26 protein-coding genes, 2 pseudogenes and 1 other annotated feature are annotated in these 23,808 nt (G+C 32.1%); of the genes and pseudogenes, 19 read left to right on the plus strand and 9 right to left on the minus strand.

Annotation, left to right across the window (positions count from 1 at the left end):
- The 6 genes from HMPREF2930_RS04400 to HMPREF2930_RS04425 all read left to right on the plus strand — a co-directional run.
- On the plus strand, positions 1-120 hold a 120-nt coding region (locus HMPREF2930_RS04400), incomplete at its 5' end, for a GNAT family N-acetyltransferase (protein WP_141751511.1).
- Positions 121-697: 577 nt separating this feature from the next.
- On the plus strand, positions 698-1,810 hold the full coding sequence (locus HMPREF2930_RS04405; protein ID WP_017175656.1) for a glycerol dehydrogenase: 1,113 nt from the start codon (positions 698-700) through the stop codon (positions 1,808-1,810).
- 194 nt (positions 1,811-2,004) lie between these two features.
- Positions 2,005-2,967 (plus strand): dihydroxyacetone kinase subunit DhaK, encoded by a 963-nt coding sequence (dhaK, locus tag HMPREF2930_RS04410; RefSeq protein WP_017175657.1) that lies wholly within the window; start codon positions 2,005-2,007, stop codon positions 2,965-2,967.
- A 31-nt stretch (positions 2,968-2,998) separates the two neighbouring features.
- Positions 2,999-3,580, plus strand: coding sequence for a dihydroxyacetone kinase subunit DhaL (dhaL, locus tag HMPREF2930_RS04415; protein ID WP_017175658.1), 582 nt, complete (start codon positions 2,999-3,001; stop codon positions 3,578-3,580).
- Entirely contained in the window at positions 3,577-3,951 is a 375-nt protein-coding gene (gene dhaM / locus HMPREF2930_RS04420; protein ID WP_017175659.1) for a dihydroxyacetone kinase phosphoryl donor subunit DhaM, read from the plus strand. Before dhaL ends, dhaM begins: the two co-directional genes overlap by 4 nt.
- Positions 3,952-4,151: 200 nt before the next feature.
- A complete protein-coding gene (locus HMPREF2930_RS04425) occupies positions 4,152-4,481 on the plus strand; it encodes a hypothetical protein (RefSeq protein ID WP_017175660.1) in 330 nt (109 codons plus the stop codon).
- A 75-nt stretch (positions 4,482-4,556) separates the two neighbouring features.
- Here the strand turns inward: HMPREF2930_RS04425 and HMPREF2930_RS04430 are convergent, their stop codons facing one another.
- Positions 4,557-4,916 (minus strand): magnetosome magnetite crystal formation protein family, encoded by a 360-nt coding sequence (locus tag HMPREF2930_RS04430; protein WP_029376801.1) that lies wholly within the window; start codon positions 4,914-4,916, stop codon positions 4,557-4,559.
- Positions 4,917-5,222: 306 nt separating this feature from the next.
- Between HMPREF2930_RS04430 and HMPREF2930_RS04435 the strand changes: the two genes are divergently transcribed.
- The 3 genes and pseudogenes from HMPREF2930_RS04435 to HMPREF2930_RS11530 form a co-directional block, all read left to right on the plus strand.
- Positions 5,223-6,818 carry a xylulokinase gene (locus tag HMPREF2930_RS04435; protein ID WP_017175662.1) on the plus strand — a complete coding sequence of 532 codons (1,596 nt, stop codon included), beginning with the start codon at positions 5,223-5,225 and terminating at the stop codon, positions 6,816-6,818.
- 39 nt (positions 6,819-6,857) lie between these two features.
- Positions 6,858-7,180: pseudogene (locus HMPREF2930_RS04440) on the plus strand (MFS transporter); the annotation flags it as partial.
- A gap of 33 nt (positions 7,181-7,213) precedes the next feature.
- Positions 7,214-7,324, plus strand: a pseudogene (locus tag HMPREF2930_RS11530) (RimJ/RimL family protein N-acetyltransferase); the annotation flags it as partial.
- Between the two features lie 109 nt (positions 7,325-7,433).
- Here HMPREF2930_RS11530 and HMPREF2930_RS04445 read toward each other — a convergent pair.
- From HMPREF2930_RS04445 to HMPREF2930_RS04465, 5 genes are all read right to left on the minus strand, one after another.
- Positions 7,434-8,180 carry a cyclase family protein gene (locus HMPREF2930_RS04445; RefSeq protein WP_017175665.1) on the minus strand — a complete coding sequence of 249 codons (747 nt, stop codon included), beginning with the start codon at positions 8,178-8,180 and terminating at the stop codon, positions 7,434-7,436.
- A 78-nt stretch (positions 8,181-8,258) separates the two neighbouring features.
- Entirely contained in the window at positions 8,259-10,505 is a 2,247-nt protein-coding gene (metE, locus tag HMPREF2930_RS04450) for a 5-methyltetrahydropteroyltriglutamate--homocysteine S-methyltransferase (RefSeq protein ID WP_017175666.1), read from the minus strand.
- Positions 10,502-12,340, minus strand: coding sequence for a bifunctional homocysteine S-methyltransferase/methylenetetrahydrofolate reductase (locus tag HMPREF2930_RS04455; RefSeq protein ID WP_002454538.1), 1,839 nt, complete (start codon positions 12,338-12,340; stop codon positions 10,502-10,504). The genes metE and HMPREF2930_RS04455 overlap by 4 nt, the downstream gene beginning before the upstream one ends.
- Positions 12,294-13,469, minus strand: coding sequence for a cystathionine beta-lyase MetC (metC, locus tag HMPREF2930_RS04460; RefSeq protein ID WP_017175667.1), 1,176 nt, complete (start codon positions 13,467-13,469; stop codon positions 12,294-12,296). The genes HMPREF2930_RS04455 and metC overlap by 47 nt, the downstream gene beginning before the upstream one ends.
- A complete protein-coding gene (locus HMPREF2930_RS04465; protein WP_017175668.1) occupies positions 13,466-14,569 on the minus strand; it encodes a PLP-dependent transferase in 1,104 nt (367 codons plus the stop codon). Before HMPREF2930_RS04465 ends, metC begins: the two co-directional genes overlap by 4 nt.
- Before the next feature lie 67 nt (positions 14,570-14,636).
- Positions 14,637-15,027, minus strand: a binding site (T-box leader).
- Between the two features lie 225 nt (positions 15,028-15,252).
- Between HMPREF2930_RS04465 and HMPREF2930_RS04470 the strand changes: the two genes are divergently transcribed.
- From HMPREF2930_RS04470 to ychF, 4 genes are all read left to right on the plus strand, one after another.
- A complete protein-coding gene (locus HMPREF2930_RS04470; protein WP_017175669.1) occupies positions 15,253-16,077 on the plus strand; it encodes a ParB/RepB/Spo0J family partition protein in 825 nt (274 codons plus the stop codon).
- A 129-nt stretch (positions 16,078-16,206) separates the two neighbouring features.
- A complete protein-coding gene (locus tag HMPREF2930_RS04475) occupies positions 16,207-17,085 on the plus strand; it encodes a mechanosensitive ion channel family protein (RefSeq protein ID WP_017175670.1) in 879 nt (292 codons plus the stop codon).
- A 20-nt stretch (positions 17,086-17,105) separates the two neighbouring features.
- On the plus strand, positions 17,106-17,309 hold the full coding sequence (locus HMPREF2930_RS04480; RefSeq protein ID WP_002448008.1) for a DUF951 domain-containing protein: 204 nt from the start codon (positions 17,106-17,108) through the stop codon (positions 17,307-17,309).
- Positions 17,310-17,320: 11 nt separating this feature from the next.
- Complete coding sequence (ychF, locus tag HMPREF2930_RS04485; RefSeq protein WP_019834710.1) at positions 17,321-18,418, plus strand: redox-regulated ATPase YchF; 1,098 nt, start codon at positions 17,321-17,323, stop codon at positions 18,416-18,418.
- Between the two features lie 69 nt (positions 18,419-18,487).
- Here ychF and HMPREF2930_RS04490 read toward each other — a convergent pair whose 3' ends face one another.
- On the minus strand, positions 18,488-18,679 hold the full coding sequence (locus HMPREF2930_RS04490; protein ID WP_017175672.1) for a hypothetical protein: 192 nt from the start codon (positions 18,677-18,679) through the stop codon (positions 18,488-18,490).
- Positions 18,680-18,926: 247 nt separating this feature from the next.
- Here HMPREF2930_RS04490 and rpsF point away from each other — a divergent pair, with 247 nt between their 5' ends.
- From rpsF to HMPREF2930_RS04510, 4 genes are all read left to right on the plus strand, one after another.
- Positions 18,927-19,223: a 30S ribosomal protein S6 gene (gene rpsF, locus HMPREF2930_RS04495; protein WP_017175673.1), complete on the plus strand. Its 297-nt coding sequence runs from the start codon at positions 18,927-18,929 to the stop codon at positions 19,221-19,223.
- Positions 19,224-19,244: 21 nt separating this feature from the next.
- The gene (gene ssb / locus HMPREF2930_RS04500; protein ID WP_017175674.1) at positions 19,245-19,757 is read left to right on the plus strand and encodes a single-stranded DNA-binding protein; all 513 of its coding nucleotides are present in this window, start codon (positions 19,245-19,247) and stop codon (positions 19,755-19,757) included.
- Between the two features lie 41 nt (positions 19,758-19,798).
- The gene (rpsR, locus tag HMPREF2930_RS04505; RefSeq protein WP_002447994.1) at positions 19,799-20,041 is read left to right on the plus strand and encodes a 30S ribosomal protein S18; all 243 of its coding nucleotides are present in this window, start codon (positions 19,799-19,801) and stop codon (positions 20,039-20,041) included.
- A 182-nt stretch (positions 20,042-20,223) separates the two neighbouring features.
- Positions 20,224-21,168 carry a hypothetical protein gene (locus HMPREF2930_RS04510; protein ID WP_017175675.1) on the plus strand — a complete coding sequence of 315 codons (945 nt, stop codon included), beginning with the start codon at positions 20,224-20,226 and terminating at the stop codon, positions 21,166-21,168.
- A gap of 58 nt (positions 21,169-21,226) precedes the next feature.
- Here HMPREF2930_RS04510 and HMPREF2930_RS04515 read toward each other — a convergent pair whose 3' ends face one another.
- Entirely contained in the window at positions 21,227-21,484 is a 258-nt protein-coding gene (locus HMPREF2930_RS04515; protein WP_017175676.1) for a helix-turn-helix domain-containing protein, read from the minus strand.
- A gap of 320 nt (positions 21,485-21,804) precedes the next feature.
- Here HMPREF2930_RS04515 and HMPREF2930_RS04520 point away from each other — a divergent pair, with 320 nt between their 5' ends.
- Together HMPREF2930_RS04520 and HMPREF2930_RS04525 are read left to right on the plus strand one after the other, a co-directional pair.
- Positions 21,805-22,053, plus strand: a complete 249-nt coding sequence (locus HMPREF2930_RS04520; RefSeq protein ID WP_002447983.1) for a GlsB/YeaQ/YmgE family stress response membrane protein — start codon at positions 21,805-21,807, stop codon at positions 22,051-22,053.
- A gap of 277 nt (positions 22,054-22,330) precedes the next feature.
- On the plus strand, positions 22,331-22,909 hold the full coding sequence (locus tag HMPREF2930_RS04525; protein WP_017175677.1) for a histidine phosphatase family protein: 579 nt from the start codon (positions 22,331-22,333) through the stop codon (positions 22,907-22,909).
- Positions 22,910-23,005: 96 nt separating this feature from the next.
- Here HMPREF2930_RS04525 and HMPREF2930_RS04530 read toward each other — a convergent pair whose 3' ends face one another.
- Positions 23,006-23,635, minus strand: a complete 630-nt coding sequence (locus HMPREF2930_RS04530) for an NDxxF motif lipoprotein (protein WP_017175678.1) — start codon at positions 23,633-23,635, stop codon at positions 23,006-23,008.
- Between the last annotated feature and the right edge of the window lie 173 nt (positions 23,636-23,808).

Raw genomic sequence — 23,808 nt, forward strand, 5'->3', positions numbered from 1 at the left:
GCTATACCAATAAGACTTGGATTCACACAAGAAGGTATATTGAGAAGTGATGAACGTGTACAAGGGAAATTCTCAAATAGTTATGTGTATAGTTTGCTTAGAGAAGAATATGATGATTAATTCTATTGTAAATACACATTCAAATTTATCTTCAAGACGATTTTATAATTATTTTTTAAGTAATCAATAAACGTATGATATCCACTTATAGATTCATTCCGAACATAATAGAGAATAGAATCATCTCTTTCTATTTTAAGCTTATTGTTTAGTAAACCTATATATAATAAATTAAAAAAACCACTTTCAATTTACGCTCCAGAATAAATTGAAAGTGGTTAAAATTTTTATGTTAGATTAAGAGTAATACAAGCATAGGATAACACAATAAAACCTATTGTAAAGATAGAGTCAATTATAGGTTATAAATTATAATATTACAATATTTAAGTTTTAAAGTGATAATTTAATGAAGTTTTAGCTAATATGTGGACAATTATATTTAATAGATTAATAATGGAAGTGTAGAGAGAAATCAATTTTTTAAGCAACTTAATCTTTCTTTTGATTCTTATTTTTCGTATTGTAATGGTAAATACGCTAATATGTATTTTCTATATCATATATTTGTGAGCGTAATTTACTGAAGAGTTATTAAATGATGCAGTATAAATATTTATTATGGAGGGAAAGCTCTATGGCAAAAATTATTTATCAATCTCCAGGAAGATATGTACAAGGAAAAGGAGTTATCGAATCTATCGCAGATGAAACACAACGTTTAGGTTCACATGCATTAATAATCTCAGATGAAGTTGTTTGGAATATAACTAAAGATCAAATTGATCAAAGTTTTTCAAATAATTCAGAAGTTAATTATGATTACGAAACATTTAAAGGCGAATCTTCAGAAAATGAAATTAATCGTATCGTTGATGAAGCTAAGACAAAAGGCATAGATGTAGTCATTGGTTTAGGTGGTGGAAAGGCACTTGATACAGGTAAAGCAGTAGCCAATGCTTTAAATGCAAGTGTTATCGATTTCGCTTCTACTGCATCAATGGATGCACCTACGGCAGCCGTATCTGTTATTTATGATGATAATGGCGTATTTAGTGGTTATGAATTTTACCCTAAGAATCCTGATACAGTAATGGTGGATTCACAAATTGTTGCGCAAGCGCCTGTACGTTTATTTGCTTCAGGGATGAGTGATGGATTAGCTACTTTAGTTGAGGTAGAATCTACGTTACGTAGACAAGGAAAAAATATGTTTAGTGGAAAACCATCATTAGCTAGCTTAGCGATTGCGCAGAAATGTGAAGAAGTAATTTTTGAATATGGACATAGTGCATATGAAGCAATTAAAAATCATATTGTATCTCCACAAGTTGAAGCAGTGATTGAAGCGAACACATTACTTTCAGGTTTAGGATTTGAAAATGGAGGACTTGCAGCTGCTCATGCAATTCATAATGGTTTTACAGCACTTGAAGGCGATATTCATCATTTAACGCATGGTGAAAAAGTGGCCTATGGTATTTTAGTCCAATTAGTATTGGAAAATGCGCCAACAGAAAAATTTGTAAAATATCAACAATTTTTAAGTAGTATCCATATGCCAACGACTTTAGAAGAACTCCACATTGCCGATAAAAGTTATGAAGATTTGGTTCGCGTAGGTGAGCGTGCTTTAGAACCAAATGATACTTTTGCAAATTTAAGTGATAAGTTAAATGCAGATGACATTGCAGACGCTATTTTAACAGTAAGTGAATTATCTAAAAGTACGTTGAATTCCAAAGGTTAATTTTCGTAAAGAAGATAACTAAGAATAGATAAGTAATTAGAAGGATAAAGATAAAACTTATGTCTTTATCCTTTTTTGAAAGAGTATTTTTATATTTACTAATATGAAAATTCCAAGTTTAAATAAAGAAAATGATGTTGATATTTAATCTTAGATAAACTTACTTTGAATATGCCAAAAGGAGTCGCTTTTTGATGAAAAAATTAATTAAAGAAAAAAATAATATTTTAACAGACATGTTAGAGGGTCTCGCTTTAACGAATGATAATATTGAAATTATTTCAGAAACAGTTGTTGTTAAAAAAAATAAAAAAAATTCAGGAGTTGCCTTGGTATCAGGCGGTGGTAGTGGTCATGAACCAGCACATGCGGGTTATGTAGCTAATGGTATGCTTGATGCGGCAGTATGTGGTGAAGTTTTTACATCTCCGACTCCAGATAAAATTTTAGATGCTATTAAAGCAGTCGATACAGGCGACGGTGTATTATTAATCGTTAAAAATTATGCTGGAGACGTTATGAACTTTGAGATGGCTCAAGAAATGGCACAAATGGAAGATATTAAAGTTGAACGTGTCATTGTGAATGATGATATTGCTGTTTCAGATGTAGAAAAACGTCGTGGCGTGGCTGGTACGGTATTCATTCATAAATATGCAGGTTATTTAGCGGACCAAGGCCTATCTTTAAAAGATATTAAAAACAAAATTGAAGCGTTTATTCCTAAAATTAAAAGTATTGGGATGGCGCTTACTTCACCAATGGTGCCAACAACTGGGAAATATAGTTTCGATATTGATGATAATGAAATGGAAATAGGTATCGGCATTCATGGTGAAAAAGGGTTACACCGTGAAGCGATTCAATCGGTTGATGTTATTATTGAGCGTTTACTAGATGAGTTGTTAAAAGAAGTGAAAGATCAATCATTAATTGTTATGGTAAATGGTATGGGAGGCACGCCTTTATCTGAATTAAGTATTGTGGCGAAGTATTTAAATCAACAATTCCAAGAACATGACATAGCTGCTAAACAATGGTTTGTTGGTGATTATATGACATCACTTGATATGCAAGGTTTCTCCATTACAGTGGTTCCTTATAGTGAAGAAATAGAAAAAGGTCTTTTAGCTCCAACAACAAGTCGTTATTTTTAAATAAAAATAGAGATAATGAGGTGACTTTTCAATGAATGTACAAGACATGAAAACAAGACTACTTAGTTTAGTTGAAACTTTTAAAGAAAAAGAAAGTGAATTAACTGATTTAGATCGTGCCATTGGTGATGGCGACCATGGAGTGAATATGGTCAGAGGATTTGAAGCGTTAGAACAAGGTCTGGATGACACAGATATGAAGTCATTATTTAAATCAACAGGAATGACATTAATGTCTAAAGTGGGCGGTGCCTCAGGTCCTTTATACGGTTTTAGCTTTGTTAAAATGGCAAATGTCGTTAAAGATGATATTGACAAAGAAAATTTAAAAGAGATGATTGCTGCTTTTTCAGAAGCCGTTAAACAACGTGGAAAAGTAGAATTAAATGAAAAAACGATGTATGACGTAATTGAACGTACAAGAGAAGCATTAGATAATGATGAAAACATTGATTTTAACACATTACAATCATATGCTGATGAAACTAAAAACATGATAGCTACGAAAGGACGAGCATCATATTTTAAAGAAGATTCAAAAGGTTATATCGATCCAGGTGCTCAAAGTAGTGTTTACATTTTAAATGCGATGATAGGAGGAGAGGTAGAATGACTTCAATAGTAATTGTGAGTCACAGTTATAAAATTGCTGAAGGTGTCAAAGATTTAAATTTACAAATGACAGATAATGACGTCAATATTATTGATGTTGGTGGCTTAGATGATAAAGGGATTGGCACATCTTTCGATCGTATTCTTTCAGTCATAAATGAATTAGATGATGATGCAATATGTTTTTATGATATAGGGTCTGCTGGGATGAACCTTGATATGGCAATCGAAATGTATGAAGGCTCTCATCGTATTGAAAAAATGGAGGCGCCCGTCGTAGAAGGTAGTTTTATCGCGAGTGTGGCACTTAAATCGAATATGACGATGGATGAAACTATCGCAGAAGTCAAAGAACAATTAAAAAATGATTAAGTGAATATATTATGAGGTCAAAGATGTGTAGAGGTCTTTGTCCTCTTTTTTTATTAATTTAAACTGCAGTGATTGAATGTCAATGTTCATAGTGGTTTTATATAATAAATAAATTATCTTTCAAGTTTTTTGAAATACACATTATAAATGAAAACTAAAATAAAAATTACTATAATATAGCAATAGAAAGGATTAAAAAGATGGCTAGAAAATATAATGCGATTAAATACGTCATTAAGAAAAATAATGACGATCTTGAATTATATGGATTAAGATTGTATGAGTTTAATATAAAGGATGGAAAAGCTATAAATATTAGCCAACCGATTTTTGTGAATAGAGATATTTTAATTGATAAAATACAAGATGGTGAAGCATTTACTCGTGCCTTTAGAGTAAGTCAAAATGATTATTATGCAGGCCAATCGATTGCTCTATCGGTTAATAAGCATGGATATATTAATAATAATTTTGAGGTTTCGCGAGATGTGATTAGAAACGTTGAAGAAAGTATCTTAGATTATAAATAAAGTCATCAGTTATAGAAAAGCGTTAAATTAAAAAGGAAGTATAGTACTCCCTTTTTAATTTAATATATAAGTGACTTATTTTTTTAATAAAATTTTAATTCCTCTGATAATGTTGAGGATATATAATATTAAAGCAATTAAAAAGAACACAATAGCAATGATTAAAGCAATAACAAATATTAATAATTGATGATCGAATGGTTTATCAAAGACCTCTTTTGAAAAAATAAATGCCGCTCTACCTATAAAAAAACTGATCCACGTTATAACATGGTTCCCTAATGCTTTTTTACCATGCTCAGACGTTGGCTCTTCCGCAAGTATCCATACCAATAAAGGTAAAATGATAGGTGCAAAAAAGATACTTAAATAACTCAATGCTGATAAAACATAACTATTGTCATTTTTATGCATTTTACTATTTGTATTTTCCACTTTTTTCACCTTCTTTCTCTTTACTTATTATAAAAACATCAATAATAAAATATTACAACAATTAATAGATAAACTTACAACACTGTAAGTATTGAGAAAAGAAAAATATCGTTTGTATACTTTTTCTAAATAAATAACTAATAAGTTTGTATTTAGGATTTTATATAACTAAAAGTATCAATTGTGTATTTATAAATATTAAAATTAATAAAATATTATATTTGAAAATTACTTGTTTGCTATATAAAGTTTTGATAGCATTAAATAAGTAAGCGTTTTCACTAATTTTATAGGGAGGTGCATAAAATGAATAATTCCTCAATAAAACAATTTATTGAAGCGGGTAATTTAACAATTGGTATTGAATTTGGTTCAACTAGAATTAAAACGGTAGCAATTGATGACAACTGTAAAACATTAGCTACAGGAACGTTTGGATGGGAAAATACATATCAAGACGGATATTGGACATATTCTATGAACGATGCATGGATAGGTCTACAAAAAAGTTATAGTGAAATGACTAAAGTTATAAAAGAACAGTATGGAACTACAGTGAAAAAAATTAAATCATTAGGCATTAGTGGGATGATGCATGGTTATTTAGTATTTGATCAACAAGAAGATTTGCTCGTTCCATTTCGAACTTGGCGTAATAACAATGCTAATCAGGCGGCTAAGATTTTAAGAGAATCATTTCAAGTAAATATTCCAGAAAGATGGAGCATAGCTCAATTATATCAATCAGCTATAAATAATGAGTCTCATGTTGCTAAAGTAGATTACATGACAACACTTGCTGGTTATATTCATTGGTACTTAACAGATGAAAAAGTATTAGGTATAGGCGATGCCTCAGGCATGTTTCCCGTTGATGTAGAAACTAAAGAGTATCGACAAGATATTGCTAAAACATTTAATCAGCTTTTTTCTGAAATGGGATATCATCAAGATATTTTAGAAGTATTACCAAAAGTTGTGGTAGCAGGTGAAAATGCAGGTTATTTAACAGAAACAGGAGCAAAACTTATTGATCCAAATGGTCAATTAGAAGCAGGCTGTCCTATGTGTGCTCCAGAAGCTGATGCTGCAACTGGAATGGTAGCTACAAATAGCGTAGCACCAAAGACTGGTAATATATCTGCAGGAACAAGTATCTTTTCAATGATTGTATTAGACAAATCTTTAAAAAATATTTATCCAGAAGTGGATATTGTCACAACACCAGATGGCTATGAAGTAGCCATGATACATGCGAATAATTGCACATCTGATATTAATGCATGGGTTGATTTATTTGGAGAAGTATTAGAAGTAATGGGTGTCAAATATGAAAAAAGTGAACTTTTTACAAAATTATTCGAAAACGCTTTAAATGGTGATGATAAACTTGGGAAATTACTTTCATATGGATATATATCTGGAGAATTTATTACAGAGGTTCAACAGGGTTACCCTATGTTAGTACGATCGATAGATAGTTCATTCAATTTAGCTAATGTAATGAAGACTCATATATATAGTGCATTTAGTACATTAAAAATTGGTATTGATTTATTAAAAGAAAATGAAGATATTGAAATTCATTCAATATATGGGCACGGAGGTATATTCAAAACCAAAAAAGTTGCTCAAACATTTTTAGCAGCAGCAATGCAAAGTCCTGTTAGTGTTATGCAAACAGCTGGTGAAGGTGGAGCATGGGGGATTGCTGTTTTAGCTAGGTATCTTATAGCAGAAAACGATGTAAATTTATCTAGTTATCTTAATGAAATTGCTTTTAAAGATACTGAGTCCATCAAAATTGAACCAAATGAAAAAGAAATAGAAAGCTTTAATCGTTATATTGAACGTTTTAAAAAAGGTCTTCCTATAGAACGTCTTGCTAATGAACAACTTTAAAGAAATCACAAATAAGCAAAGGGAGAAAGTGGAATTATTGTGACTAATGATTTAACTAAACAAAATCGTCAGCTTTTAGGATTACCTAGAGTATTAATTGGGGTTATGTAGCGGTAGCTATATTTATGACAGGTGATAGATTTGAACAAGCGTTTTTGTCTAAGTATATTATCGATCTTGGATATAGTGATTCACAAGCAGGTAGAGTGATAGCTATATATGGATTAATAGTAGCACTGGCTTCATGGATGTCTGGAGTACTAGCAGAAGTATTTAGTCCACGTCGACTGATGACTTTAGCATTTATAATATGGATTATTTTTCATGTTGGATTTTTAACTTTAGGTTTAGCTCAACAAAATTAAGCAATGATGATAATTATGTATGGTATTCGTGGATTCACACAAGAGGGTATATTGAGAAGTGATGAACGTGTAGAAGGGAAATCCTCAGATAGTTATGTGTATAGTGTGTTGAGAGAAGAATATGAAAATGAATATAAATAACAACACATCCTGATACTTCGTCTTGCTCAAGTACTTTAGTATCAGGATGTTATATATTATATAGGAAAGTGATAAATTTGATCGCTCATTATCAACATATCACTTATATTTAAGATGGTTTGATAGCAAATGCACGGACAGGGAAACCTGGCGCATCTTTCGGTTTGGGACTAATTGCATAAATGACTGCGCCACGCGTAGGCAATTGGTCTAGGTTTGTTAAGAGTTCAAGTTGGAAGGTATCTTGTCCAAGTATATAACGTTCTCCAACAATATCGCCATTTTTAGCTGTATCTACTGATGCATCTGTATCGAATGTTTCATGACCAATCGATTTTACACCGCGTTCTTCAATTAAGAATTTTAAAGCATCTAGTCCCCAACCTGGTAAATGTTGGTTACCATCAGCATCTCTATTTTCGAATTGTTCAATATCTGGCCAACGTTTTGACCAATCTGTACGTAAAGCAACAAAGGTACCTTCTTCAATGCGCCCATTCTCCGCTTCCCACTGTTCTAAATGTTGGCGTGTCACGATAAAGTCATCATTATTTTTTACTTCTTTTGAATAATCTAACACGATAAGTGGTAAGACTAATTCTTTTAAATCAAGATCCTCAAGATAACGTTTATTCTCTACAAAATGTATCGGTGCGTCAATGTGTGTGCCGTATTGTGTAACGATATTCCAACGTTGTACATAAAAGCCATGTTCTTTGACTGTAAATAATGTGGATACTTGGCCTTTTTCAAATTCACTAAATCGTGGAATGTCTGGATCGAAAGTATGGGTTAAATCTACCCACTCTGCTGTTTTTAATTGTTGTAATTGGTCCCACAATGGATAATTTGTCATATGTTTCACCTCGAAAGTCTAATATAAGAATAAAAGAGGGAGAAAACTCAATTTCTCCCTCACATGTTTATCTGTATCTTATGCGACAGGTTTATTTTTTTCTTCACGTTTTTTACGAACAGTATTTACAAGTACTGTTAAGGCATCTTTCACTTCGTCTTCTTTACGTGTTTTTAGACCACAGTCAGGGTTAACCCAGAATAAAGAACGGTCGATTTGTTGTAAAGAACGATCAATTGCTGTTGCAATTTCTTCTTCAGTAGGAATACGTGGACTATGAATATCATATACACCTAATCCAATACCTAAATCATAGTTAATATCTTCAAAGTCTTTGATTAAATCACCATGGCTACGTGATGTTTCAATTGAAATAACATCTGCATCTAAGTCATGAATTGCATGAATGATTTGACCAAATTGAGAATAACACATATGCGTATGAATTTGTGTTTCATCTTGGACTGAAGATGTTGCAAGTTTAAATGAATTTACCGCATCAGCAAGGTATTGTTCATGGTATTCAGAACGTAATGGTAAACCTTCACGTAATGCTGGTTCATCTACTTGAATGACGCTAATACCTGCTTCTTCAAGTGCTAATACTTCTTCGTCAATAGCTAAGGCAATTTGATCTTGAACGACTTTACGAGGAACATCTACACGTTCGAATGACCAGTTTAAGATAGTGACTGGACCAGTTAACATACCTTTAACAGGTTTATCAGTTAAGCTTTGTGCATAAACAGTTTCTTTAACTGTTAAAGGTGCAGTCCATTTTACATCTCCATAAATGACTGGTGGTTTTACAGCACGTGAACCATAAGATTGAACCCATCCAAATTTTGTGACTAAGAAACCTTGAAGTTTTTCACCGAAGAATTCAACCATGTCATTACGTTCGAATTCACCGTGTACAAGTACATCTAAGCCAATCTCTTCTTGGATTTTAATCCAACGTGCGATTTCATTTTCTAAGAAGTTGTTATATTCTTCGTCTGAAATTCGATTATTTTTCCAGTCTGCACGGTATTTACGTACTTCTCTTGTTTGAGGGAATGAGCCGATCGTTGTTGTTGGTAAATCTGGTAAATGTAAACGAGCGTCTTGTGCTTTTTTACGGTCTTTAAAATCAGATTTACGACTGGTTGGTACGCTATCAAAATCATATTCAAGGTTTTTGAATGATTGACTTTGGAATCGTTCATAGCGTGCTTTTAACTCATCATATTTTTTATTATCATTATTATTAAATAATCGACGTAATGCATCTAACTCATCTAATTTTTCAGTAGCAAAGCTTAAGCCTTCTTCAATTGATGTATCTAATGTTTCATCATCTAATGATACCGGAACGTGTAATAATGAAGAGGAAGGTTGAATTACAATTGCTTTAGTATAAGGTTGTAAAGTTTCGATTAATTCTTTTTTCGCTTCAATATCTGCAGCCCAAACATTACGACCGTCAATAATACCAGCATATAATGTTTTAGATTTATCGAAATCTCCTGCTTTAATTTGTTCTAAGTTATAACCGTGATCATGAACAAAATCTAAACCAAGACCAGCCACTGGTAAACGGCTTAAGAATTTTACATTAACACGTTCAAAATAGGTTTGTATGACTAATTTTTCTCCTAAACCAGCATCAGCAAAGTAGTCATAAGCCTCTTTAGTAATATTTTCATAATTTTCACTTTCATCTGTTACAAGAACAGGTTCATCGACTTGAATGTATTCAGCACCTGCATCTACTAAAGATTGTAATACTTCTTTATATAGTGGAAGTAATGTTTGAACTTTTTCTTCAAAAGATTGATTACCACCTTTAGAAAGTTTCACAAAAGTGATTGGACCAACAATGACAGGATGTGCATTTACATTAATTGATTTAGCATAGTTAAAACGGTCTAATAATACATTGCGATTCACCTTAGGTTCAACATTATCCCATTCAGGAACAATATAGTGATAGTTTGTGTTAAACCATTTAATTAATGCACTTGCAACATGTTCTTTATTACCACGTGCAATATCAAACAATAAATCATCATCTACTATACGTCCTTGGAAACGTTCAGGAATAATGTTGAAAAGTAATGATGTATCAAGAATATGGTCATATAATGAGAAATCACCAACAGGTACACTGTCTAAATTATAATTCTTTTGAAGTAATAAATTTTCTTTATGTAAGTCTGTTAATGTTTGATCTAATTCAGTTTTATCGATTTTTTTAGCCCAATAGCTTTCGATTGCTTTTTTCCATTCTCTTTTTCTACCTAATCTTGGGAATCCTAAGTTTGAAGTTTTAATTGTTGTCATGATATTGCCTCCTTGTTTTGGGTAATTGCTTTAGAATATGCTGCGAGCTCTAATGAATAATCAATACGTTGGAAAGGTGTAATGAGATATAAACCATTAAAGTATTCATGTACCGTATCGATTAATTCTTTAGACAGTCTCAAACTTAATTCTTTTGTTTTTTCTTTATCATCTTTTACTGCTTTAAATTGATTTAATACATCTTCTGACATTTTAATTCCAGGCACTTCGTTATGTAAGAAAAGTGCGTTATTGTAGCTTGCAATAGGCATGATACCGATAAAAAGTGGGGTATCAAGATGTTTAGTTGCTTCATATACCTCTTTGATTTTTTCTTTACTATATACAGGTTGGGTAATAAAGTAACTCATACCTGCCGCTACTTTTTTCTCAAGACGTTTAACTGCTCCGTCTAATTTACGAACGTTTGGATCGAACGCTCCGGCGATGTTAAAGTTGGTATGTTTCTTCAGCGCATCACCATCAACATTAATACCTTGATTAAATCGTAGTGCAAGTTCTGTTAGGCCTTTTGAGTTAACATCATACACATTTGTTGCGCCTGGTAGATGACCTACTTTTGAAGGGTCTCCTGTAATAGCTAAAATTTCACTCACACCGATGAGTGAAAGGCCAAGTAGATGAGATTGTAAACCAATTAGATTCCGATCTCGACATGTGATATGAACAAGAGGTTCAATCTCGTATCGTTGTTTGATTAAACTTGCAGCAGCAATGTTGCTGACTCTTACAGTAGCGAGAGAGTTATCTGCGAGTGTTACTGCATCAATATTTGCTTCATCTAGCTTACCTATATTCTCAAAGAACAATTCTGTATCGAGATGTTTTGGAGTGTCTAATTCAACAATCACAGTAGGTCTTTGTTTTACTTTTGATGTTAAATTTTGTTTTAATGTACGTTTTGCATTTGTATTAATTGTTCGATGAATTGGAATAACTTTTTTAGTTTTAATTGGTTTTAAATGTTTTACAGATTCTTTAATGTAAGAGATATGTTCCGGTGTAGTACCACAACAACCACCAATTAAACGAACGCCTTCGTTAATTAATTCTTGTGCAACATCACCAAAATATTTAGCATTGTTACTATATTTAAATTCACTATTTTCAATATCGAGTAGACTCGCATTAGGATAACATGAGAGATAGGCATGTTCTGGTAGTTCGATATGTGAAAATGAGCGTTGCATGTGATGTGGGCCATGGTGACAATTTAAGCCCACCACATTTGCGCCACATTCAATGAGATGTTTTAACGCCTCGTTAATTTCTGTACCGTCAACGAGATAATTCGTATTGGAAGCGGTCAGTTGTGCGATAATTGGAATATCGTACTTTTGACGTGTCGCTGTTATCACACTCGTTAATTCATCTAAATCGTAGTAGGTTTCAAATAGTAAACCATCTACACCTTCTTCAATTAAAGTATCAATTTGATTGTCTGTATGATATTGAATAGTAGAAAGCGATAAGTCTTCTTGTTTTATTCCTCTGAAGCCACCCACCGTTCCTAAGATAAATGTCTCTTTATTGGCTGCGCGTTTTGCAATTTGTACAGCGGCTTTATGAATTTCTTTTACTTTATGCTCTAAGCCAAATACTTTTAATTTTTCAAAGTTAGCGCCATACGTATTTGTCTGAATGACATCAGCTCCTGCTTCTATATATGAACGATGAATACGTTCAACTTTATTGGGATGTGTAAGATTATATGCTTCAGGACAAGTATCTAGGCCCTCGGAATAGAGGATTGTTCCCATTGCGCCATCAGCTACTAAAACGTTGTTCTTCAAATGGTTCAATAATCGACTCATTAAATGCCTCCTTCAATGCGTAGTCAATATCAGCTATGAGTTCTTCAGGTTGTTCAAGACCTACGCTTAGACGGAATAGACCAAATGTAATGCCACGTTCGTTTCTCACTTCTTCTGGAACAGCTGCATGAGACATTGTGGCTGGATGTGAGAGAATCGTTTCTACTCCTCCTAAACTTACAGATACAAGTGGTAAAGTTAGCGCATCTACAAATGCTTGAGCTTTTGTTTCATCTTTTAGACGAAAGCCAATGACTGCACCGCCACTTTTAGCTTGTGATAAATGTAAATTACTATTTCCCGGATAATACACTTCAGCAACTTCATCTCTTTGACTTAGAAAGTCTACAAGCTTTTCAGCATTCGATGTAGATTGTCTAAAACGAACAGGTAATGTTTTTAAATGTTTGGCTAAAGTCCAACTATCATGTGCAGATAGGGCAGTTCCTGTTCCATTTTGGAGTAGATAAAGTGCCTCAGCGACGTCTTTGCGATTTGTAATAGCAGCGCCAGCAATAATATCACTATGTCCACCTAAGAATTTTGTTGCAGAATGAACCACTATATCAGCACCAAGTGAAAGTGGAGATTGACCTAATGGAGTCATAAATGTATTATCTACTGCTAAAAGTAGATCATGCTTTTTAGCGATATGAGCAACTGCTTTAATATCAGTGATTTTAAAGCATGGGTTCGATGGTGTTTCTATATAAATTAATTTTGTATTAGGTTGAATGGCTTGTTCAATTTCTTCAGGATGAGTCGCATTTACCGTCGTAAATTTAATATTAAAACGATTTAAAATACGTTCAGTTAGTCTAAATGTTCCGCCATACACATCATCTGGTAAAATGACATGATCTTCAGCTTGTAATGTGAGTAATACGGCTGATATTGCTGCAATACCTGAAGCATAAGCAAATCCATATTGGCCGCCTTCAAGTTTAGCTAATTTTTCTTCTAATAATTGACGATTAGGATTACCACTTCTGGCATAATCAAATTTTGCGTTACCACCAAGTACTTTTTGATGGAAAGTTGAAGAATCATATAATGGTGGGTTTGCTGAATCGTAATCTACACCTCTATGTTCATCAAATATCACTTCTGTTTCTTTAGATAAGCTCATGAAATCACTCCTACTTTAGAATTTTCTAATGCTTGAATAATATCTGCTTCAACATCCTTATAATCTTCAATACCAATGGATAAGCGAATTAAATGTTCATCAATACCGCGTTTGTCTTTTTCATCATCTGGCATGTCGACGTGTGTTTGTGTATATGGGAAAGTAATAAAGGTTTCAGTTCCTCCTAAACTTTCTGCAAAAATACAAATTTCTAAATTTTCTAAAAATTTAGCTACGCTATAAGCCTTATTAAGACGTAAACTTAGCATACCTGTTTTTCCACTATAGAGTACTTCATCAATAGAATCGGATGTTTCACAACGTTTTGCGAGACGACGTGCATTGTCTTGAGATCGTTCTATTCTGAGATGTAGTGTTTTCAAACCTCTTTGAAGTAAGTAACAATCAAGTGGAGACAATGTGGCGCCAATCATATTGTGAAATTGACCTAATTGTTCAGCAAGTGTGTCATCTTTAACTGTCACTACACCTGCAAGTACATCATTATGACCACCTATATACTTTGTAGCTGAGTGTAAAACAATGTCAGCACCTTGTTCTAAAGGTGTTGATAAGTATGGAGTTAAAAACGTGTTGTCGATAATGGTTAATAGATGATGTTTTTTACTTAGAACATAATATGGTTCTACATCAATTTGAATCATTTGAGGATTCGAAATTGGTTCGATAAAGAGTGCTTTCGTGTGTTTATTTATACTATTTTCGACTTCTTCATAATTTAAAAAATCAACGTATTTAAAATGAATACCATATTGTTGTTCATAATAATCAAATAATCTAAATGTTCCTCCATATAAATCAAAAGCTACTAAAATTTCATCACCAGGTTTAAATAAGTTACAAATAAGTTGAACTGCTGCCATACCACTTGAAGTTGCAAATGAAGCTGTACCACCTTCTAATTTGGCAAATGCTTCTTCAAATGAAGAGCGCGTTGGATTTTTCGTTCGTGTGTAATCATATCCTGTAGACTGACCTAGGTGAGGATGTTGATATGCCGTCGATAAGTAAATTGGATTAGCAATTGCGCCAGTCAAATCCTTTGTTAATGAAATTTGTGCTAATTGAGTATCTTTCATTTCAAATCCTCCTATCATTTTCTAAATAAAAAAAGCTTCCGTCCTTTAAACCCGATATGTATCGGATGTAAAGGACGAAAGCTTGTTTCGTGGTACCACCTTTGTTTGCTACTTTATTGCTAAAGTAACCTCAAACAGTACGCCATCATGTTTTAGGAGTACTTGAAAAAGTGACACACATTATCGTAAAATATCAGATATATCTGTAATAAAAAAACTCATTTAACTTTTAATGATAAATGAGTATTAACGATAATTTAGTGACGTCGGTGATTCCAGTACGCCATTAAACAATAAATGTTAATACTGTATCGCTATAACGGGCGAACCCGTTGATACCTCATATTGGCATCAACACTCAAAGGCCATTTTCAAACTTTCTTTCAATGTCTCTTCTCAGCTTACAAGACTCTCTGTATCTGCAGTGTAAGTTTTACTTTCCTTATTACCGTGTGTAATTTGTGTTTTTTTAAGTTAATTCATAGCTTACAGACATAAATTACATTTGTCAACAACTTTTCTGAAAATTATGATTAAATAATAAATTCAGAAAGCGGTTGAATGATTGATATATATACTTTCTACCTAGTAAAATTTTTCTTAAAAAAGTTTATAAGACTTGTAGATATAACACGCTTTTTTTAAAATTAAGTAATGACTTTAAAGATAAGGGAGGACTATGAGTGGACCATATTGAAGATCAACGTATTCAATTAAATAATGATGAACACGTACAACATATTAAAATTTCAAGTATTAAAGTTAATCCCTATCAACCTAGAAAAACATTTGATGAGGAGAAACTTCAAGATTTAGCAGATTCTATAACAACTCATGGTATACTTCAACCTATTGTTTTAAGAAAAACGATCAATGGATATTATATCGTTGTAGGAGAACGACGTTTTCGAGCTTCTAAATTAGCTGGGTTAGAGGAAGTTCCTGCAATTGTAAAATCCCTTTCTGATTCTGACATGATGGAATTAGCCATTATAGAAAACTTACAAAGAGAAGATTTGAATGCAATTGAAGAAGCTGAAAGTTATCAACGATTAATGAACGATCTTGGTCTGACACAACAAAAAGTTGCTGAAAGGTTAGGAAAATCACGTCCTTACATTGCTAATATGCTAAGATTACTAAATTTACCCTCTGATATTGCTAAGCTTGTAAGAGAGCATCGCATGTCAGGTGCCCATGGACGTACTTTACTTGCATTAAAAGATGTAAATACGATGAAACGTATAGGTAAACAAGCAATCAAAGAGGGGTGGAGTGTACGTTATTTAGAGAAAGTTGTTTCTGAAATTCAAGACGGTGGGCAGTCTAAAAAAGAAAAATTAAATACTCCAAGTAAACCCAAATTCATACAGAAACAAGAACGTGCGCTTAAGGAAAAATTTGGAACTCATATAGATATATCTGTATCTAAAAATGTTGGGAAAATTGTGTTTGAGTTTAAATCCGAGGCTGAGTTTAGACGTATTATAGATAAACTTAATAAATAGTATCCTATTAATAAAATAAAAAAGAAAATGATAAATCAAAAGACTGATACAATTTTAGAAGAATTTTTGTATAATAAATAAATTGGAATACAAATTTAATGTGGACTAAATGGAAAAGGAGGGGGCTATATGAATCAGTTGAAGAACGTGTTAACATCGCTATTTCAACCATTAACAGAACCCGAAGTATATACAAATTTAGCAACTAAATTAGCAATGGTTATTATTTATATTTTAGTAGGCTTAATTGTAATTGGAATTATTAATAAAGCGATAGAAGAAGCATTTAAATTTCAAAATAAAAGTAATAGAGGAAATAAAAAACGCTCTAAAACGCTCGTGTCCCTTATCAAAAATGTTGTAAGATACATTGTGTGGTTTATCGTGCTCACAACAGTATTAAGTAAATTTGGAATTAGCGTAAACGGAATTATCGCCAGCGCCGGTGTTGTAGGTATCGCTGTTGGTTTTGGAGCCCAGACTATAGTCAAAGATATTATTACTGGATTTTTCATTATTTTTGAAAATCAGTTTGATGTAGGTGATTATGTTAAAATTAATAGCGGTGGTACTACAGTTGCTGAAGGAACAGTAAAATCTATAGGATTGAGATCAACGCGTATTAATACCATCACTGGGGAGTTAACTATTTTACCAAATGGTAGTATGGGTGAGATTACTAACTATTCTATTACTAATGGTACGTCAATTGTAGAAATTCCAGTCTCAGTTGATGAAAATTTAGATAAAGTTGAAAAGAAATTAAATAAATTATTTACAGCAATGCGTAGTAAATACTACTTATTCATTACTGATCCAGTTGTTTTAGGAATTGATGGGTTAGATGAAACAAAAGTTATCATAAGAATATCAGCAGAAACTATTCCTGGAGAAGGTGCTTCAGGTTCTAGAATTTTACGCAAAGAAATTCAAAAAATGTTTGTACAAGAAGGTATTAAATTGCCACAACCCATGTACGTAAGAAATACCGATAAACAAGACGCTTAATAAATGTTGGGGGTAATGTTGTGACACCAAAATATGGTATAAATGATATAGTAGAAATGAAAAAACAACATGCTTGTGGAACAAATCGATTTAAAATTATTCGCATGGGTGCAGATATACGAATTAAATGTGAAAATTGTCAAAGAAGTATTATGATTCCACGACAAGTGTTTGATAAAAAAATAAAAAAAATATTAGTATCTCATCAAGATACAGAAAGTTAGGAGAATGATTCATGGCTTTAACAGCAGGTATCGTAGGTTTGCCTAATGTTGGTAAATCTACTCTATTTAATGCAATTACAAAAGCAGGTGCGCTCGCTGCGAACTATCCCTTCGCTACGATTGACCCGAATGTCGGGATTGTAGAAGTACCAGATACACGTTTGAATAAATTAACAGAAATGGTAGAACCTAAGAAAACGATTCCTACCACTTTCGAATTCACAGATATTGCAGGTATTGTTAAAGGTGCTTCAAAAGGTGAAGGTTTAGGAAATAAATTCTTATCACATATTCGTGAAGTAGACGCTATTTGTCAGGTAGTACGTGCTTTCGATGATGAAAATGTGACACACGTCGCTGGCCGTGTAAATCCATTAGATGATATTGAAGTCATTAATATGGAACTTGTTTTAGCTGATTTAGAATCAGTAGAGAAACGTTTGCCTCGAATTGAAAAAATGGCACGTCAAAAAGATAAAACAGCCGAAATGGAGTTCCGCATTTTATCTAGAATAAAAGAAGCGTTAGAAGAAGGAAATCCAGTTCGTAGTTTAGATTTTAACGAAGAAGATCAAAAATATGTAAATCAAGCTCAATTATTAACATCTAAAAAAATGTTATATATTGCAAACGTTGGCGAAGATGAAATTGGTGACGATGAAAATGATAAAGTGAAAACCATTCGTGAGTACGCAGCAAAAGAAGATTCTGAAGTTATCGTCATTAGCGCAAAAATCGAGGAAGAAATTGCAACACTTGATGATGAAGATAAAGAAATGTTTTTAGAAGACTTAGGTATTGAAGAACCAGGCCTCGATCGTCTTATCAGAACAACATATGATTTGTTAGGATTATCTACTTACTTTACAGCAGGTGTTCAAGAAGTACGTGCTTGGACATTTAGACAAGGGATGACGGCACCACAATGTGCAGGTATCATTCATACAGACTTCGAACGTGGTTTCATTCGTGCCGAAGTAACAAGTTATGACGACTATGTTGAGCATGGTGGTGAGCAAGGTGCGAAAGAAGCAGGTAAACAACGTTTAGAAGGTAAAGATTATATTATGCAAGACGGAGATATTGTTCACTTCCGATTTAATGTATAGGAATATAAAAAAGCGCGACATCTATTTATTATAGACGTCGCGCTTTAGTTATATCATTATGGTTATATCTTAAAAAAACGGTATAACTTTACTTGCTTTAACAATATCTTTGGTGCTAAAAAACTGTTTACCTTCTCCAGTATAAGCTGGCTCAAGAATCATATTGGCTTTTGCACAGTATAGCCACTCTGGAGTGATACCGCAATTTAAGATTTCTTGAAACTCTTGAAAATCTTTATTCCAATCTAAATCTAATTGCATAGTTACACCTCAAGGACATTATAGAATATCAGTTCTCTTTTGAAAAGATATGTTTAAAGTTTGAATATAAATTTATAGGCCAATACGATAAATCTTATCCACTTTCAGACAAAATATTTCAAATAATATTTATTGTAAAAAGTAATCACCTATGCTATAATTCTTGATTGTGAGTAATGAAAATTATTCCTTGCCTATGGATAGGATTCGATAGGCCGCATAGACCACAAGGAGGTGCAATTATAAAATGAGAACATATGAAATTATGTATGTCGTACGTCCTAACATTGAAGAAGATGCTAAAAAAGCAGTTGTTGAACGCTTTAACGGTATCTTAGCTTCAGAAGGATCAGAAGTTTTAGAAGAAAAAGACTGGGGTAAACGCCGTCTTGCTTACGAAATTGAAGATTTCAAAGAAGGCTTCTACTTCATCGTACGCATTAAAACAGATAATAACAAAGCTACAGACGAATTCCAACGTTTAGCTAAAATCAATGACGATATTATCCGTTATATCGTTATCCGTGAAGACCAAGATAAGTAATAATTAAATGGGGGCGTTGAAATGATAAATCGAGTTGTATTAGTAGGTCGTTTAACTAAGGATCCAGAATACAGAAGTACTCCCTCAGGCGTAAGTGTAGCGACATTTACTCTAGCAGTTAATCGTACTTTCACGAATGCTCAAGGGGAACGCGAAGCTGACTTTATTAACGTTGTTGTATTTAGAAGACAAGCAGAAAACGTAAATAACTATCTTTCAAAAGGTAGTTTAGCTGGCGTTGATGGTCGCATACAATCACGCAGTTATGAAAATCAAGAAGGTCGTCGTATATTTGTCACTGAAGTTGTAGCGGATAGTGTTCAATTCCTTGAACCTAAAAATGCACAAGGTGGACAACGTCATCAAGGAAATAATGATTTCCAAGATTATGGCCAAGGATTTGGTGGTTCACAATCAGGACAAAATACATCTTATAATAATAACAATCGTGCATCAAACAATAATCAATCAGATAACCCATTTGCAAATGCGAATGGTCCAATTGATATTAGTGATGATGACTTACCATTCTAACGAAAGAATGAGATTAAAAATATAAAAGGAGGTAATTAACCATGGCAGGTGGACCAAGAAGAGGCGGACGTCGTCGTAAAAAAGTATGCTATTTCACAGCAAATGGTATTACACATATTGATTATAAAGACACTGAATTATTAAAACGTTTTATCTCAGAACGCGGTAAAATTTTACCACGTCGTGTAACTGGTACTTCAGCTAAATATCAACGTATGTTGACTACAGCTATTAAACGTGCTCGTCATATGGCTTTATTACCATATGTTAAAGACGAAAACTAATATATAATTAGGGTTAAACCCCGTAAGCTCAAGGCTTGCGGGGTTATTTTTATGTCGAGTAATAAAAAATGAGCAGATTATACATATTAAGTTGATTTTAAAATGTATTGGGTAATATCTTTAAGGGATGCAATATAAAATGTTATCATTAAAAGAGATATACATAAGGAGTTTTGATGATAATGAGAGGAAAATATTTATTAGCAGGTATTGTTGCATCTACTTTACTTTTGGGTGCTTGTGATTTAAATATTCATTTACCAGGCGGAAATAATGATAGTTCAGAGGATAAACAAAAAACTGAGAAGAGTGATAATAATAACAAAACGCCTAATAGTTCAAATAAAAATAATAATACTAATAATGAGAAGAATATAGATTCATCAGATACACAACAAAATGATAATGATGAAAATACTAATTATAATCAAACTGAAGATATTCAACCAAATGATAATAATAGTATTCAGTCATCCGAACAGAATACTCAAAACCAATCTGAAAACGGAATCAATGGAAATAATGAAACGACTACAAATGAAAGTCATTCAACTAGTGACAATCAATCAAACGATTCTTCGAATAAAGAACTTACACCTCAGCAAGCAGAGGATGTTGTCTATGATTGGTATAAAAATCAAGGATTTGGACATCGTTTAAGAAATGAATTTAATTACAATCCTAGTAAAAGTACTGACGATATGTATTATATAGATTATGCAGCAAGTGACGCTTATGGTACTGGTACACCTTATGTAGCTATTGTAGATAAACATACAGGTAGTATTGTTGATAATTATAATAATATGACAGATGAAGAAAAAGCTAAAAGAAAACAAATGAATGAAAGTAAATTAGAACAAAGTAACCGACAACGAAATAATGATGTACAAAATAATGAAACAAAGAATAATAATGAAACGCAACATACATCATCTAATGAAGAAAATCAAAATAGCGCGCAATCTGAAACTCAAAATGATGTCCAGACATCGAATCAATCCGAGAACAATCATTCAACTTCAACAGACGCTTCTACACAAACTAAAGAAGAACCCACAACTTCTCAAATGGATCGTAATGAACAAGCACAACCAAATCATCAAAGTACAAATACCGAAGAATAAAAACAAAGGAACAAGACATTATATTCAACATGAATATGTTTTGTTCCTTTAAAGTTGTTTATAGTCGAATATCAACATCATCAAATTGTTGTTGATATTCTTTATATTTACTTTCAACTAGAACTTGATAAGATGTATTGAAATAATCTGCCAGAATCATTGCATCTTTGAACTTTGGTTCATGTTGATGATTTTCCCATTCGTATAATTGATGTGGTTCGTAATGTGTGCCATACTTTTTGTTTAGGATTTCAGTTAATTCATTAATTTCAAGATGTCTTTTTTTTCTTAAGTTATACAGTGCATGTGAACTCATAATACATAACCTCCTAAGTATCAATTTTGTATATAAACAAAATTTTATTATATGAAAATTTATTAAGTATTTTATATATTTTATTATAATATGCTTGTTCATAATGTTTAGCAAGTATTTTATATAAAAATAGTTGCTATTTTTAGGAGCCTTATATTTTTAATCATTAATTGAATAAATACTAATAAAATATGTGGGTGTTATTATTTAGTTGTTTTTGTTATAAAAAATAAATTATTTTAATAATGATGTTTATAAAATTGAAATAGGTGGTATGAATAAGAAGTAAATAAAATAAAACTATAAGGAGTAATCTAACTATGGGCTTTATTATTATGATAATAGTTGGTGGATTAATCGGTTGGATTGCTGGCATGATCATGGGTAAAGATATCCCTGGTGGTATCTTAGGTAATATCATTGCTGGTTTAATCGGTTCATTCATCGGAAGTAAATTGTTAGGTACTTGGGGTCCTGTTTGGGGCGGAGTACCAATCTTCCCAGCATTAATCGGTGCAATTATTCTTATTTTTATTGTTTCTTTAATTTTAAAAGCAATCAAAAAATAAGTATAGTATTTAAAGAGGACTACGTTATGTAGTGCTCTTTTTTTATTTATTAAACTAAAAAAAGAGGATGACGTCGGGTTAAGACGTCATCCAGGAGTATTATGTTCATGAATATAAAAGACTTGTAGTTATTAAATAACTACAAGTTAATAGTATCATGCAATATAAATATTGACAATCATAAAAACTTATATTATTTAAAAATATATAATTTGTATTATTAGTAGACTTCATTCAATTATTATTTAATATAATAAATTGAAATAGGAGGTAAAACATGAATTTATATCTTATTCGACATGGTGAATCACAGTCTAATTACGATAATAAGTACAATCGAGCATATTATTGTGGTCAGTTAGACGTTCCTTTAACTGAAAGGGGCATTGAAAGTGCAAAAAACTTAAAGACGTATTTTTATAATATAAAAATTGATGATGTGTATGTATCTGATTTAACAAGAACAAAAGAAACATATCAATATATCTTCCCTTACGATATCCCAACTACAGTTACCTCATTATTACGTGAACGTTCATTGGGTCTATTTGAAGGTCAATTTAAGGATAAACTTATGAAAAATAATAAGTATCATCGCTATTTTCATGATTCAAATTATAAAGATTTTCGACATAGCTTTATTCAAAAAGCGCCTGAGGGGGAAAGTTATAATGATGTTTATCATAGAGTGAAACAGTTTTTCGAAACGATCCATATTCAAGATAATCACACGATAGTCATTATTGCACATCAAGTTGTGATACGTTGTATTATGGTTTACTTTGGCTATATAAATAAAGAAGAAGCATTAACTAAAGTAATTGAAAATTGTAAGCCATATCTTATTGAGTTATAAAAAAATCTGAGACATCATTCATCGTCTCAGATTTTTTATATATTAGACGTCACCATTAATGGATTGAATAACATATTCAAACGGATACTACCTATTCTATTTATCAAAAACGTCTGTTTTGATATCTTTCTTATTTAAGAAAGATTTGATTTTATTTTGTTGGTTTCCATTTACATCTCCAGCATAATGAGTAGGAACATCTACAACGTTAATTGTATTTTGAGGTTGGTAATTCAGTTGTTCGATACTTTCATCAACATTTGCAATTGTACTATTCAAAGCATGAAAGTATTTAATAATACGATTTACATGATCTTTATAGCCGTCTGGCAATGTGTTATTTTCAACATATTTTTTAAAGTGTAAGTCATTTTTAACAGCAATATTAGATAAATTACTAAGTTTTGTAGCTTGTTTATCAGTGATTTTTGTTTGTCCTGAACTTTGACGGTCGATTTGACTTTGCATTATATATTTATTATCTAAAATATCACTATTAACATCTAGATATTTTTTGATTGCTTGGTTCATTTCATCTTCAGTAAGCTTTTGATGTGATTTATTTGATGTAAAAATATCATTTTCAGTTAAGTTTTTAGCATGTTTCGGTGCATTAACACCGTTACTTTGATTATGATTGTCTTCATTATTATCATTATTAGGTGCACAAGCACTTAATATTAATAACAATGCTAAAAAACTACTAATAATCATACTCTTTTTCATAGATTTCAATAATCTCCTTTATTAGTAAACGTTTCTATTTAAGCATAATAATAGAGTATCATTTATAGAAACAGAATTGAATGTTTAAGACCTAAAATTAATATAAATCTATGAACAAATTGTGGCAATATCAGTAAAAAAATAAATTAAAAAAGCAGAGCCATTAATAAAAT

Source organism: Staphylococcus sp. HMSC068C09, assembly GCF_001813735.1.
Taxonomy (GTDB): Bacteria; Bacillota; Bacilli; order Staphylococcales; family Staphylococcaceae; genus Staphylococcus; species Staphylococcus hominis.

Bases quoted from the DNA above. Each gene is read 5' to 3' on its own strand.
- HMPREF2930_RS04455 (WP_002454538.1), bottom strand. From the start codon at position 12,340: ATGAGTCGATTATTGAACCATTTGAAGAACAACGTTTTAGTAGCTGAT.
- ychF (WP_019834710.1), top strand. From the start codon at position 17,321: ATGGCTTTAACAGCAGGTATCGTAGGTTTGCCTAATGTTGGTAAATCT.
- HMPREF2930_RS04445 (WP_017175665.1), bottom strand. From the start codon at position 8,180: ATGACAAATTATCCATTGTGGGACCAATTACAACAATTAAAAACAGCA.
- HMPREF2930_RS04435 (WP_017175662.1), top strand. From the start codon at position 5,223: ATGAATAATTCCTCAATAAAACAATTTATTGAAGCGGGTAATTTAACA.
- metE (WP_017175666.1), bottom strand. From the start codon at position 10,505: ATGACAACAATTAAAACTTCAAACTTAGGATTCCCAAGATTAGGTAGA.
- rpsF (WP_017175673.1), top strand. From the start codon at position 18,927: ATGAGAACATATGAAATTATGTATGTCGTACGTCCTAACATTGAAGAA.
- HMPREF2930_RS04425 (WP_017175660.1), top strand. From the start codon at position 4,152: ATGGCTAGAAAATATAATGCGATTAAATACGTCATTAAGAAAAATAAT.
- HMPREF2930_RS04405 (WP_017175656.1), top strand. From the start codon at position 698: ATGGCAAAAATTATTTATCAATCTCCAGGAAGATATGTACAAGGAAAA.
- ssb (WP_017175674.1), top strand. From the start codon at position 19,245: ATGATAAATCGAGTTGTATTAGTAGGTCGTTTAACTAAGGATCCAGAA.
- HMPREF2930_RS04520 (WP_002447983.1), top strand. From the start codon at position 21,805: ATGGGCTTTATTATTATGATAATAGTTGGTGGATTAATCGGTTGGATT.
- HMPREF2930_RS04525 (WP_017175677.1), top strand. From the start codon at position 22,331: ATGAATTTATATCTTATTCGACATGGTGAATCACAGTCTAATTACGAT.
- HMPREF2930_RS04465 (WP_017175668.1), bottom strand. From the start codon at position 14,569: ATGAAAGATACTCAATTAGCACAAATTTCATTAACAAAGGATTTGACT.
- HMPREF2930_RS04475 (WP_017175670.1), top strand. From the start codon at position 16,207: ATGAATCAGTTGAAGAACGTGTTAACATCGCTATTTCAACCATTAACA.
- HMPREF2930_RS04490 (WP_017175672.1), bottom strand. From the start codon at position 18,679: ATGCAATTAGATTTAGATTGGAATAAAGATTTTCAAGAGTTTCAAGAA.
- metC (WP_017175667.1), bottom strand. From the start codon at position 13,469: ATGAGCTTATCTAAAGAAACAGAAGTGATATTTGATGAACATAGAGGT.
- rpsR (WP_002447994.1), top strand. From the start codon at position 19,799: ATGGCAGGTGGACCAAGAAGAGGCGGACGTCGTCGTAAAAAAGTATGC.
- HMPREF2930_RS04510 (WP_017175675.1), top strand. From the start codon at position 20,224: ATGAGAGGAAAATATTTATTAGCAGGTATTGTTGCATCTACTTTACTT.
- dhaM (WP_017175659.1), top strand. From the start codon at position 3,577: ATGACTTCAATAGTAATTGTGAGTCACAGTTATAAAATTGCTGAAGGT.
- dhaK (WP_017175657.1), top strand. From the start codon at position 2,005: ATGAAAAAATTAATTAAAGAAAAAAATAATATTTTAACAGACATGTTA.
- dhaL (WP_017175658.1), top strand. From the start codon at position 2,999: ATGAATGTACAAGACATGAAAACAAGACTACTTAGTTTAGTTGAAACT.
- HMPREF2930_RS04515 (WP_017175676.1), bottom strand. From the start codon at position 21,484: ATGAGTTCACATGCACTGTATAACTTAAGAAAAAAAAGACATCTTGAA.
- HMPREF2930_RS04530 (WP_017175678.1), bottom strand. From the start codon at position 23,635: ATGAAAAAGAGTATGATTATTAGTAGTTTTTTAGCATTGTTATTAATA.